At 70.9% G+C, this 11956-nt stretch carries 16 protein-coding genes; 11 read left to right on the top strand and 5 right to left on the bottom strand.

Annotated features, from left to right (window positions below):
• Positions 1–25: 25 nt before the first annotated feature.
• Together ASF49_RS00840 and ASF49_RS00835 are read right to left on the bottom strand one after the other, a co-directional pair.
• Positions 26–364 (bottom strand): hypothetical protein, encoded by a 339-nt coding sequence (locus ASF49_RS00840; protein ID WP_056466267.1) that lies wholly within the window; start codon positions 362–364, stop codon positions 26–28.
• Between the two features lie 93 nt (positions 365–457).
• Positions 458–1117 (bottom strand): transglutaminase-like cysteine peptidase, encoded by a 660-nt coding sequence (locus tag ASF49_RS00835; RefSeq protein ID WP_056466263.1) that lies wholly within the window; start codon positions 1115–1117, stop codon positions 458–460.
• A 393-nt stretch (positions 1118–1510) separates the two neighbouring features.
• Between ASF49_RS00835 and ASF49_RS00830 the strand changes: the two genes are divergently transcribed.
• Positions 1511–1888: a hypothetical protein gene (locus tag ASF49_RS00830; RefSeq protein WP_056467871.1), complete on the top strand. Its 378-nt coding sequence runs from the start codon at positions 1511–1513 to the stop codon at positions 1886–1888.
• 48 nt (positions 1889–1936) lie between these two features.
• Here ASF49_RS00830 and ASF49_RS00825 read toward each other — a convergent pair whose 3' ends face one another.
• The gene (locus ASF49_RS00825) at positions 1937–2335 is read right to left on the bottom strand and encodes a DUF3775 domain-containing protein (protein WP_056466259.1); all 399 of its coding nucleotides are present in this window, start codon (positions 2333–2335) and stop codon (positions 1937–1939) included.
• A gap of 102 nt (positions 2336–2437) precedes the next feature.
• Between ASF49_RS00825 and ASF49_RS00820 the strand changes: the two genes are divergently transcribed.
• Genes ASF49_RS00820 through ASF49_RS00810 form a run of 3 tightly spaced genes read left to right on the top strand, consistent with a single transcriptional unit; the run spans position 2438 to position 4489 of the window.
• Positions 2438–3238 (top strand): DUF429 domain-containing protein, encoded by an 801-nt coding sequence (locus ASF49_RS00820; protein WP_056466256.1) that lies wholly within the window; start codon positions 2438–2440, stop codon positions 3236–3238.
• Between the two features lie 7 nt (positions 3239–3245).
• Positions 3246–3761, top strand: a complete 516-nt coding sequence (locus ASF49_RS00815; protein WP_056466253.1) for an NUDIX hydrolase — start codon at positions 3246–3248, stop codon at positions 3759–3761.
• Positions 3762–3817: 56 nt separating this feature from the next.
• Positions 3818–4489, top strand: coding sequence for a carbonic anhydrase (locus ASF49_RS00810; protein WP_056466250.1), 672 nt, complete (start codon positions 3818–3820; stop codon positions 4487–4489).
• Positions 4490–4579: 90 nt separating this feature from the next.
• On the opposite strand, the gene ASF49_RS00805 is transcribed toward ASF49_RS00810, so the two are convergent.
• Positions 4580–5290, bottom strand: a complete 711-nt coding sequence (locus ASF49_RS00805; RefSeq protein ID WP_056466247.1) for a DUF4142 domain-containing protein — start codon at positions 5288–5290, stop codon at positions 4580–4582.
• 329 nt (positions 5291–5619) lie between these two features.
• On the opposite strand from ASF49_RS00805, the gene ASF49_RS00800 reads away from it, so the two are divergent.
• From ASF49_RS00800 to nudC, 7 genes are all read left to right on the top strand, one after another.
• Entirely contained in the window at positions 5620–6477 is an 858-nt protein-coding gene (locus tag ASF49_RS00800; RefSeq protein ID WP_056466244.1) for a universal stress protein, read from the top strand.
• A gap of 156 nt (positions 6478–6633) precedes the next feature.
• Positions 6634–7233, top strand: coding sequence for a hypothetical protein (locus ASF49_RS00795; protein WP_056466240.1), 600 nt, complete (start codon positions 6634–6636; stop codon positions 7231–7233).
• A gap of 98 nt (positions 7234–7331) precedes the next feature.
• Complete coding sequence (locus ASF49_RS00790) at positions 7332–7931, top strand: hypothetical protein (protein WP_056466238.1); 600 nt, start codon at positions 7332–7334, stop codon at positions 7929–7931.
• Between the two features lie 108 nt (positions 7932–8039).
• Positions 8040–8672 (top strand): cytochrome b/b6 domain-containing protein, encoded by a 633-nt coding sequence (locus tag ASF49_RS00785; protein WP_156652815.1) that lies wholly within the window; start codon positions 8040–8042, stop codon positions 8670–8672.
• Positions 8672–9451, top strand: coding sequence for a molybdopterin-dependent oxidoreductase (locus ASF49_RS00780; RefSeq protein ID WP_056466232.1), 780 nt, complete (start codon positions 8672–8674; stop codon positions 9449–9451). The genes ASF49_RS00785 and ASF49_RS00780 overlap by 1 nt, the downstream gene beginning before the upstream one ends.
• Before the next feature lie 50 nt (positions 9452–9501).
• A complete protein-coding gene (locus ASF49_RS00775; protein WP_056466228.1) occupies positions 9502–9918 on the top strand; it encodes an HIT domain-containing protein in 417 nt (138 codons plus the stop codon).
• Positions 9919–9921: 3 nt separating this feature from the next.
• Entirely contained in the window at positions 9922–10827 is a 906-nt protein-coding gene (gene nudC, locus ASF49_RS00770) for an NAD(+) diphosphatase (protein WP_056466226.1), read from the top strand.
• 19 nt (positions 10828–10846) lie between these two features.
• On the opposite strand, the gene ASF49_RS00765 is transcribed toward nudC, so the two are convergent.
• A complete protein-coding gene (locus ASF49_RS00765) occupies positions 10847–11803 on the bottom strand; it encodes a D-2-hydroxyacid dehydrogenase family protein (protein WP_056466223.1) in 957 nt (318 codons plus the stop codon).
• Positions 11804–11956 lie beyond the last annotated feature (153 nt).

The raw sequence follows: 11956 nt of genomic DNA, 5'->3' as shown, positions 1-11956 counted from the left end.
CAGGCGGCGTCGCGAACCAGGTCCGTCAGAGCGGGCGCTGACGCCCGCCGTCGAGGAGCCAGCCCCTGGCACGCAGGAGCAGGGCCGGCCGGACCCGGGCGACGTCGTCGCCGTCGACGAGGGGCGAGGCCGAGAGGGCGGTAAGGTAGGCCTGCTCGCTCGGCCGGCAGGCGCGCAGGGCCGCGTCGGCCGCGATGACCCGGCTGGACAGGGCGACCTCGAGGGCGAAGTTGCGGTTGAGGCAGGCGCGCCAGGATGCGTGGCGCTCGGTCACGGTCGGGGCCTCCTGCGCCGCGGCGGAGGCGACGAAGGCGAGCAGCAGCGCGGGCGCTGCGCTGGTGCGGAGAAGATCGCGGAAGGTCATGGCGGGGTATCCCGGAGCGGGATCACCCTCGCGCCGCCACGCTTAACCGCACCTTAAAGGATCGGGTTTTCCACGATCCCGCACAGGGACGGTTCAGCGGTTGGCGGTGGTGACCGGCGAGGCGGCCCGGCCGAGGGAAACCCAGGCGACGGCGTCCTGGCTCTCGCGCTTGATGAAGGTGTAGCCGGTCTGGCGCCAGGGCAGGATCGTGCTGGTCTTGTTGTCGAGGATGAGGTCGCCACGATCGGTGATCAGGGTGAGGACGGCATGGCCCTCGCCCTTCTCGTCGATCACGACCGTCATCCGCATCGCCCGGCGCGGCAGGCCAGTCTCGGCCAGGAGCTTGCGCTTGAGGAGCTGGAAATCCTCGCAATCGCCCGAGCCGTCCTCGGCGAGGTCCCAGCGATCGGCCACGTGGAGGTGGTCCATGTCGGTGACGGCGACGAGAGACTTGTTCACCCGGCGGTTGACCGACACGATGGTGTTCCAGATCGCGGGGGTGAGCGTGATCTGAGCGGGCTCGGCGGTGTTCACCGCGCATTCCGTCGCGTAGGTGGCGCAGAAATCGACCCAGGCCGCGATCGGGCGGGTCTGGACGCCGGCGCTGATGGCGCTGGGAACGGTGGGGAGCGCGGCCAGGGTCTGCGCCTCCGCGCCCGACAGGGCGGCGAGGCCGACGAACAGGGTCGCGGCGCCGAAGGCGGCGACCCGGGACGTCAGAGCCGAGAAACGCTGGGAAAACCCGTACCGCATGACCGCCCTTGGCCCCGTTAAGCTTCTGTTAACGAATGTCCCACGGCCGGCGTTGCACCACAATCGGCGGGTTAAGAAAAGGTTAACGGTGTGGATGACGCCCGGTCGCCCTGGCCGTGCCGGCCTCCGGCCGATGCCTTCCGGGCCGCCCTGCCCCCGGGCGCAGACGCCCTTTGGAAGCATCCGGCAGGCTGAGATTCAGCCCATGACAGTCTCTCGCACGGCGAATGTTTTGCCGGTTCAGCGCTGTTCCAGCATCGATCGGTCCGTGACAGGAACGGGTGCTGCCGGCGGGTCGGCCGCGACCTTGAAATAGCCTGACGCTTGTCACCCGCAGACGCGGCCCCATCTCCTCCGGCGAGGGCGCGATCAGACCGAGTGGACGAGGCTTTCATGAGTGACGCAGAACGACCCTTCCGGCCCCTCGTGACGCGCCTGGCGCTCGCCGCAGCGCTGTCGGCTGCCGCGATCCCCGCCGCCCGCGCGCAGGAGATGCCCTACGTCAACCCGGATCGCGGGACGTTCCTGATCCACGGCAATTACTGCGGCCCGGGGAACCGAAGCCCGCGCCCGCCCATCGATGCCCTCGATGTCGCCTGCATGCACCACGACATTTGCTCGCCGCCGAGGGGGCAGATCCCCACCTGCGCCTGCAACGATCGCCTGCACGCGGAGGCCGAGGCGGTGTCGGAGGATCCGGGCCAGCCCCAGAGCCTGCGCGACACGGCCGGCTTCGTCGCCGACACCGCGCTCGTCCTGCCCTGCCGCTGACGCCGCGCCCGGGGGCGAGCCGCCGGCCCGCCCCCGGTCCGTGCCGCCTCAGGCCTGGGGCAGGTCCGGCGTGATGCCGAGATTGGACAGGCCTTCGTCGAGGAGGTCGCCCGCATTGGGAATCCCCAGGATCTCGCGGGCGGCGCCCTCGCCGGCGGCCTCTCGCTCACGGGCGAAGCGCACCGCCTCCGCCCATTCCTCGGGCTCCATGTCGCCGCGCCCGATGTAGAGGAGCGCCAGGAGGTCGGCGCGCTCGTCGTCGTTCAGGGCGCCGATCATCGCCCGCAACTCCTCTTCGGTGGCGTCGTCGGTGCCGGAGATGAGCACGTCGGTGGCCCCGTCATCGGTGGGGTTGGAGCCGGAATTGGGGTCGGTCGGCCCTTCCTTCACATCGACGGCGCGCACGCGCAGGATGATTTCGGTGACCTTGTCGACGGCGATGTCCATGAACGCATTCCCGTTTCGGCGGCCGCCGGCAGCGGCGGCCCTGAGCAGCGACAACGGGCCAGGCCCGATCCGGTTCGCGTCGACGGCGTCCGGCCCGGGCCGATGACGCGCTGGATCGGCGGCCTCGACGGGTGCCGCGGAGCCTGGGCCGGGGTACTCCTCGACCTCGACCTCGACGACGCGACCCGCTTCCGCGCCCTGCGGGTCGCGAGGCCGGTCGATCTCCTCGACGGCCCCGAGGCGCCGATCCGCGTCGGGATCGATTGTCCCATCGGCCTGGAGGCGCATGTGACGGGCGGCGGCCGGAGCGCGGACCGGGCGGCACGCGCCGTCCTGGGCGCCGGGCGCGCGAGCGTGTTTCCCGTGCCGGCCCGCGCGGCGGTCTATGCGCCGACCTACGAGGAGGCGAAGGCGCTGTCGCGGGCGCACAGCACGCCGCCCTTCGCGCCCTCGATCCAGTGCTGGAATATCCTTCCCGCCATCCGGACGGTCGACGCGATGCTACGGACCCGTCCCGACCTGGTCACGCGCCTCCACGAGGTCCATCCCGAGATCGTGTTCCGCTGCCTCAACGGGGGGCGGCCCCTGGCGGCGGGCAAGAAGGGTCCCATGCGCCGAGCGGGTCTGGCCGAGCGCCGGGCCCTGCTCGCCGGCGCCGGGCTGCCCGAGGGCCTGATCGCGGCGCGCCCCTCGGGGACCGGCGCGGACGACCATCTCGATGCGCTGGCCGCCCTCGTGGTCGCCCGCGATCTCGCCGAAGGCCGTGCCCGTCCGCTGCCCGATCCGCCGGGTTCGGACGAAGAAGGTCTTCCCATCGTGATCTGGATGCCGGCCGCTCCGGCGGGTCGCCCCCTGGCCGCAGGCGGATTCCCTGCTAGATCGGAGATCGAAGCGGAGCCGTGAGGGGGACATGACGCAGGATCTGACCGTTCGCGACATCGCCCGGGCGCTGGTGTTCGATCCCGACCACCGCCTCCTGCTCATCGCCTACGAGTCGGTGCGCCCGATCGATCCGGCCCGGCCGGAGGACCGCACCTTCTGGTTCATGCCCGGGGGCGGGCTGGAGGCCGGCGAGACGCATGTGGAGGCCTGCCGCCGCGAACTCTCCGAGGAGATCGGCGTGGCGGATGCCGAGATCGGGCCGCAGGTCGCGTCCTGCGACGGCCCCTTCCACCTGTTCCGGACCTCCCGCTACGCCCGCGAGCGCTACTTCGTCGTCCGCCTGCCCGACGCGACCGTGGACACGAGCCGCCTCGCCGAGACCGAGGACAACCCGGTCCTCGGCACCCGCTGGTGGACGCTGGCCGAACTCGCGGCCACCTCCGAGCGGATCGAGCCGAGCGGCCTGGTCGCGGTCGCCCGCGACATCGTCGCCGGGACGATCCCCCCCACACCCGTCGTCCTAAACTGGCGAGAGCAATCCTGACCACCGGCACGCCGCTCGCTGGCGTGCCATCCATGACACCCCGAGGGAGGACCCCCATGTTTCCAGAAGCGCTGAAAGCCGGCTACCGCTCGTTCATCGACGGACGCCTCACCGACGAGGCCAAGCGCTACGCCAAGCTGGCCGAGGGCCAGAGCCCCCAGGTGTTGATGATCAGCTGCTGCGACAGCCGCGTTTCCCCGGAAGTCATCTTCGACACCGGACCCGGTGAACTCTTCGTGATCCGCAACGTCGCCAACATCGTGCCCCCGCATGAGACCGGCGGCGACTATCACGGCACCTCGGCGGCGATCGAGTTCGCGGTGGAGGGGCTGGAGGTCAAGCACATCGTGGTGCTGGGTCACGCCACCTGCGGCGGCATCAAGGCCTATGCCAACCCCGCAAAGCCCCTGTCGAAGGGCGACTTCATCGGCAAGTGGGTCTCCCTGGTCGAGCCCGCCGCCAGCAAGGCCGGCGACACGGAGGCCCCCGATTACCTGACCCGCCTCGAATACGCGATGGTCGCGCAGAGCCTCGAGAACCTGATGACCTTCCCGTTCGTGCGCAAGCGGGTGGAGAGCGGGCAGCTGGCCCTGCACGGCGCCCATTTCGGCATCGCGCGCGGCGAACTGCTCCTGCGCGACCCCGAGACGGGCGAGTTCAAGCCGGCCATCGATCAGGCCGGCCGCAGCCTGAGCCCCGCCGCGATGATCGGCTGCGCCGAGGCCTGAAACGAAGGAGGACGCCGAGCCCCGGGGCCGGCGTCCTTTCCGATCGAGGCATCACGCCGGGCGCTCAGCCCGACGTGCCGCAGGTGCGACTCAGCGGGCGCCCGGAAGGCCCTGCGCCATCTGGTAATGGGCCTGCAGGACCGGCAGGGCCTGCTCGGCATGGGCGCGCAGGGCCGGGTTCGGACCCGAGGCGGCGTAGGAGCGGAACATGCCGATCGTCGTCTCGTGCGACTGGACCTGCATGCGGCCGTAGAGGCGGTCGAAGCGCGGGCCGGCCGGCGTCTGCGACAGCTCGGCGAGCATCGCCTGCTGCTGCGGGTTCGGCTGGATGATGGTGGTGCCCGCGGTGGTGTCCACGTCACCGCTCAGGGCCCGGCTGCCCGTCGCCGCACCGCGAGCCGCACCCGAACCGATGCCCTCGACGCCCCCGATGGGACCGCCGCTCAGGGTTCCGCCCACGGCACCGGCGGCGGCGCCCGTGGCCGCACCGACGGCGCCGCCCGCCACCGCGAGCGGGGCCGTGATCAGGCCGCCGAGACCCTCGTTGCCGCGCACCGCGGCGTAGTTGCCCTCGCCGCCGGCCAGGGCGACGTTGGCGGCGCGGTGGTCACGGATCGCATCGCGGGCGAAGCGCAGCACCTGCGGGTTGCGGCTCTTGTTGAGCGCGATCTGGCTCGACTGGATCTCGAAGGCGTTGGCCTGCATGGCGTCCATGCGGAAGTCACCGCCCATGCCCTGCGCGAAGGCGGGCGCGGAGAGTGCGGTCATCACGGCGGTGAGAGCGAGAGTCTTCTTGATCATGGATTCCTCTAAACTGACGGGACAATGCAGCCTGTCAGGCACAAGGCTATTTACTCCCGGTGCGGAGCCTGCCTGTCACGGTTGGGGGGGCAACGACGAAGGTTCGATCGGGTTCCCATCTTGAACCGACTCTTTTCTGAGCTCTTCGCGATCGGGACTGATCTTGGAAATGGTCAAGCTTATCGGGGAAATAGCCTGCAGACCGCGTCGCCCCGCAGGCCGGCGCAGGCACTTCGGGAAAACGCTCACCGGCCTCGGTCGTCCTGTTTTCCGCAACCACGTTTCGCACTAGCCTGAGCCCATCGTGCCGCCGCGAGGAAGGCTCCCCCATGAAGACCCTGCTCGTTCCCGTCGCCTCCCATGACGCCCTGCCCTCGGTCTTCGAGACCGCGATCCTCACCGCCCGCCGGTTCGGCAGCCTCATCGAGGGCGTCTCCCTGCGGCCGGCCCTGGCCGAGTACGTTCCCGTCGACATGGTCGGGGGCATGACCTGGCTCCGCGACGAGGAGGCCGACAAGGTCGAGGCCGAGCGGGCCGGCCGGCAGTTCATCGACTTCATGAGCCGGGCCGGCGTGCCGCTCGCGGCGGAGGGCCCGTGCGACCCCGAGGCCCTCGCGGCCGGTCCGCGCTACCGCTGGCGACCCGACGTGCCGGCGGGCGACAGCTTCCTCGGACAGTACGCGCGCCTGTTCGCCGCCACGGTGGTGGGCCGGCCCGGTGCCGAGGACGGCGCACCGCGCATGACCACCTTCGAAACCGCCCTGTTCGAGAGCGGGCGGCCGATCCTGCTGGCGCCGCCGATCGCTCCCGCGACACTGGGCGAGGCGATCCTGATCGCCTGGAACGGCTCCACCGAGACGGCCCGGGCCGTGGCCTTCGCGATGCCCTTCCTGCGGCAGGCGAAGCGGATCCGCGTCATCAGCGTCGAGGGCGGGACGGTGCCGGGTCCCACCGCCGAGGAGCTGGCCCGCGCCCTGGCCTGCGAGGGAATCAGCGCTGATTTCCGCGCCCATTCGGCCGGTCGGCGGACGCCGGGCGAGGTCTATCTCGCGGAGGCCGAAGCCTTCGGCTGCGACCTGCTGATCAAGGGCGCCTATACCCAAAGTCGTCTACGCCAGATGATCTTCGGCGGACCGACCAGCCACCTCCTCGCCCATGCGGCGATCCCGATGCTCATGGCGCATTGAACCTCCTGCGCATCGAATTCAGGCCGCGTTGAGCCTTCGGCATACTGAACGCACGGCACAGTGACGCATCCGGATCGCGCGCAATTGACTTGCGCGCGCGAAGGATCGGGAGCAGCGTCCCGGCCGCCGGCACGACCGGTCGCCAGGAACATCTGCATGAAGTCGCTGACCCTCGTCCTCGCCCTGTCCAGCCTCGGCCTCTGCCTGCCGGCGATGGCCGACTCCCCGGTGGTCCGCATCCGGGGCACGATCGAGGCGGTGGACGGCACCAGCGTCACCATCAAGCCGCGCCTCGGCGCGCCCGTGCAGGTCAGGCTCGGCGACGCCGTGCGGGTCGCCACTGCCAACACCGCCAAGATCAGCGACATCCAGCCCGACAGCTACATCGGCACCGCCGCCACGCCGCAGGCGGACGGCACCCTGAAGGCCCTCGAGGTCGCGGTGTTCGCGCCGAGCATGCGCGGCACCGGCGACGGTCACTACCCGTGGGATCTCGAGAAGGAGAACACCATGACCAACGGCGCGGTGGGCGCGCTCTCGGGCACCGCCGACCGGACGATCCGGGTGACCTACAAGGGCGGCGAGAAGACCATCACCGTGCCGGAAGGCGTGCCGGTCGTGGCCCTCGCCCCCGGCGATGCCAGCAAGATCAAGCCGGGTGCCCGCGTCGTCGCCTTCACCAAGGCGGATGCCGGCGGCCTCGCCGTGGCCGACCGGATGATCGTCGGCGAGAACGGCACCGTTCCGCCGATGTGAGCGGAGTCTCGGGGCCGACGGAACCGTTTCACGACGCCCGGAGCATCGGGCGGGGCGGGCGCTTGTTGCCCGCTCACGAACAACCCAGGAGGGACGCCATGATGAAGACGCTGCTCACCGGCCTCGCCGTCGGCCTCGCGCTCGCCGCCGCACCGGCGCGCGCCGCCGATGTGGTGCGCTACCGCGGCACCATCGAATCCGTCGACGGATCGACCGTGACGATCAAGCCCCGCATGGGCGAGAGCAAGACCGTGACCTTCGGGGACGACACCAAGATCCTGGCCGCCAGCACCGGCAAGCTGTCCGACATCAAGTCCGAGAGCTACATCGGCACCGCCGCGATCCCGCAGCCCGACGGCACCCAGAAGGCCCTGCAGGTCACGGTGTTCGCCTCCTCCCTGCGCGGCACCGCCGACGGCCACTATCCGTGGGACCTCGGCTCGAACTCCACCATGACCAACGGCGCCATCGGCAGCCTGTCCGGCACCGAGGGGCGCACCATGCTGGTCAAGTACCAGGGCGGCGAGAAGAAGGTGGTGGTGCCCGAGGACGTGCCGGTGACCCTCGTCGACCCGGGCGAGAAGAGCATCGTGGTGGCGGGCGAGAAGGTCGTGGCCTTCACCCAGGCGGGCGCCGACGGAAAGCTCAACGCCGTCGTGCTGATCGTCGGCCGCAACGGCACCGTCCCGTCGATGTGATCCCGTCCCCGGCCCTGTCCGCAGCCGCGGACGGGGCCGGGGTCACTGCCTCCGCGAGACGTCCCGCCTAGAAACCAAGCGCGCCGAGACACCGAGGTCCCGTTGACGATCGTCCCCGAAACCCCGTCGCGGCTCGTGGTCATCCACCCCCTCGTGGTGCGGATCACCCACTGGATCAACGCGGTCGCGGTGTTCTGCATGCTGTTCAGCGGCTGGGCGATCTACAACGCCTCGCCGCTGTTTCCCTTCGTCTTCCCGAAATGGGCGACCCTCGGCGGCTGGCTCGGCGGCGCGCTCGCCTGGCACTTCGCCGCCATGTGGCTCTTCGCCCTCAATGGCCTCGCCTACCTCGTCTACGGACTCATCGCCCGGCACTTCGCCACCGCCTTCCTGCCCCTGAGCCCGGGCGCGGTCTGGCGCGACGCCCGCGCCGCCCTGGCGCTGCGGCTCAGCCACCGGGTCGGCCGCTACAACGCGGTGCAGCGCCTCGCTTACCTGGTCGCCATCGCGCTCGGCCTGGCGCTCGTCGCCTCCGGATGCGCCCTATGGAAGCCCGTGCAGTGGCAGGCCCTGGCGAATCTGTTCGGTGGCTACGAATGGGCGCGGCGCGTCCATTTCGGTGCCATGGCGGGCCTCGCCGGCTTCATCCTCCTGCACCTCGCCCTCGTGGTCATCGTGCCGAGCACCTTGCTGGCGATGATCACCGGCCGCGCCCGCGTCACCGAGGAGACCGTCCGCTGATGCCGCGCGACCCCGACGATGCCGCTCGGCTCAAGGCCCTGCGCCGCGACCTCGCCCCCGACCTCGCTCGCCTGGAGCGCCGGATGGTGCTGCGCGGCGGCCTCTCGCTGGGCGCCCTGACCCTGCTCTCCGGCTGCGATCTCTCCACGGGCAGCAACGGCACCCTGGCCGACCGGATGCTCTGGGCGATGTCGCGGGCCAACGACCGGGTCCAGCAATGGCTGTTCGATCCGGCGACCCTGGCCCCGACCTACCCGGCCTCGATGATCGACAGCCCCTTCCGCTTCAACGCCTTCTACCCGCCCGACAGCATCCCGGAGATCGACGAGGCGACCTGGAAGCTCGAGATCTCCGGCCTCGTCGACGACAAGGCGCCCTGGACGCTGGCGAAGCTGCGCGCCCTGCCGCAGGAGAGCCAGATCACCCGCCACATCTGCATCGAGGGCTGGAGCCAGATCGGGCAGTGGAGCGGCGTGCCGCTGCGGACCTTCCTCGAGCGGAGCGGCGCCGATCTCACCGCCAAGTATGTCGGCTTCAAGTGCGCCGACCGCTACTACGGCAGCCTGGACATGCCGAGCGCCCTGCACCCGCAGACGATCCTGGCTCTCGACTTCGCCGGCCAGCCCCTCGCGCCCGAATACGGCTATCCGCTCCGGGTCCGGGTGCCGACGAAGCTCGGCTTCAAGAGCCCCAAGCACATCGCGGCGGTCTTCGTGACCAACGACTATCCGGGCGGCTATTGGGAGGACCAGGGCTACAACTGGTTTAGCGGGATCTGAAGCCGGCCACCCCTCGCATCGGCCACGGTTCCGCTCTACATCGCCTCGCGATGAGCACCGACTTCACCCTCGATCCGCAACTGGCCGCCGACACCGTGCATGTGGGCGACCTCGCCCTGTGCAACGTCCTCCTGATGGACGACGCCCGCTTTCCCTGGCTGATCCTCGTGCCGCGGCGGGCCGGCGCCAGCGAACTCACCGACCTGTCGCCGGCCGATGCACAGGCGCTGATGGACGAGATGCGGATCGCGACGGACGTGATGCTGACCCTCGCCAAGCCCGACAAGGTCAACGTCGCGGCTTTGGGCAACGTCGTGGCCCAGCTCCATGTCCACGTGATCGGACGCTTCCGCTCCGATCCCGCCTGGCCGAAGCCGGTCTGGGGCATCGGCACCGCGACCCCCTACCCGCACCATGCCCGCGCCCAAATGATCGAGCGCATCGGCGCCCTGTTCGCGGCGGCCTGAGGCATGGCCGATCTCCAGGGCCGGCTCGGCTACGTCCACAACCGCCTCGTGCGCCACTCCGCCAAGAGCGCGTCCGCGATCCCCGACCTCACCGCGCCCCATGCCCGCATCGTCCTCCTGGCCGGCGACCGCGTCGTCCTCACGGGCGACACGGCGCTCCTGACGCCGGAGGCGGCCGCCCGGACGGGCCCGCGCAGCCTGACGCTCTATCTCGGGCGCCTCGAGGGCGACCCGGTCTTCGCCGCTGCCGTACCGGCGGAGATGGCCGAGCCTCTCGAGGCCGACCCGGACTTCCGCACCAACGACCTGCGCAGCCTCGCCGGCGAGGGCCGGATCGCGCCCCACGAACTCGGGCTCCTCGCCACCGCGAAGTCGCTGCTCGGCTGGCACGCGCGCCACGGCTTCTGCGCGAATTGCGGAAGCCCGACCACCCTCGCGGCCGGCGGCTACCGCCGCGAATGCACGGCCTGCGGGACGCACCACTTTCCCCGCACCGACCCGGTGGTGATCATGCTGATCACCCGGGGCGATTCCTGCCTGCTCGGGCGCTCGCCGCGCTTCCACGAGAGCATGTATTCCTGCCTCGCCGGCTTCCTCGAGCCCGGCGAGACCGTCGAGGACGCCGTGCGGCGCGAGACCTTCGAGGAGGTCGGCCTGACCATCGGGGCGGTGCGCTACCACGCCTCGCAGCCCTGGCCGTTCCCGTCCTCGCTGATGATCGGCTGCGTGGCCGAAAGCCTCGACGCGGCCATCACCCTCGACCCTGAGGAGCTCGCCGACGCGCAATGGTTCTCGCGGGACACCGTCGCGGCGATGCTCGAGGGCCACCATCCCGCCGGCCTGACCACGCCGCCGCCGCTCGCGATCGCCAACCTGCTGATGCGGGCCTTCGTCGAGGGGCGGGCCTGAGGCTCGCTCCGGACGGTTTTCAGCCCAGGACGCGGATCGGCGCCCCGTCGAGGAACGCGCGGATGTCCTCCACGATCTCGGGGAAGTAGGTGCGGTAGTTCCGCTCCGTGACGTAGCCCAGATGCGGCGTCGCCAGCAAGTTGGGCAGGGTGCGCCAGGGTGAATCCGGCGGCAGCGGCTCGGTCTCGAAGACGTCGAGGCCGGCGCCGGCGATCCGGTTCTCGGTGAGGGCCGCCAGCAGCGCGGCCTCGTCCACGATCGCGGCGCGGGAGGTGTTGACCAGGAATGCGTCCGGCCGCATCCGGCGCAGCGCCGCGTCGTCGACGAGGCCGCGGGTGCGCTCGCCGAGGACGAGGTGGATCGAGACGACGTGGCTCACCGCCAGCAGCGCCTCCAGGGAGGGCGCGAGGGCGACGCCCTCGGCCGCGGCCCGCTCGGCCGTGAGGTTGGGGCTCCAGGCGCCGACCTCCATCCCGAAGGCCTGACCGATCCGGGCGACGCGGGCGCCCGTCTTGCCGAGGCCGAGGAGGCCGAGACGGCGGCCGGCCAGGTCGCTGCCGACGCTGCCCTGCCAGGGGCCGCCCGTCCGCAGGGCCTGCACCTCGGGGACGAGGTGCCGGGCGAGGCCGAGGATCAGCGCCCAGGTCAGCTCCACCGGCGGCTCGGGGTGGCTGGCGGTGCCGCAGACCGTGACGCCGTGCGCCCTCGCGGCGGCCAGGTCGATCGACAGGTTGCGCATCCCGCTGGTCAGGAGGAGCCGCAGCTTCGGCAGCCGCGCGAAGAGCTCGGCCGGGAACGGCGTGCGCTCGCGCATCATCACCACGATCTCGCAATCCTGGATCGCGTCGACGAGCGCATCCCGCGTCGCGAAGGTGGTGCGCAGGTCCCGCAAGGTGAGGCGGTCCGCCAGGCCAGACCAATCTGCCATGGTGGGGCCGACACCCTGGTAATCGTCGAGGATCGCGCAGCGAAGCATGGGACATCCTGTCTGGGGAGGACCGGGCTAGCGCACCCCGAACAGCTTGGCCAGCCGCTTTGGGACTTTGACTCCTCGGCGCGAAACCGGCACGTCGGGATCCGAAACGATCACGATTCGTTCTCAGCCCCGAGTCGGGTGCAGCGGAGCCGG

Source organism: Methylobacterium sp. Leaf104 (assembly GCF_001422885.1).
GTDB lineage: Bacteria > Pseudomonadota > Alphaproteobacteria > Rhizobiales > Beijerinckiaceae > Methylobacterium.
The sequence above is the reverse complement of the archived record's forward strand: the minus strand, read 5'-3'. Positions and strand labels throughout refer to the sequence as shown.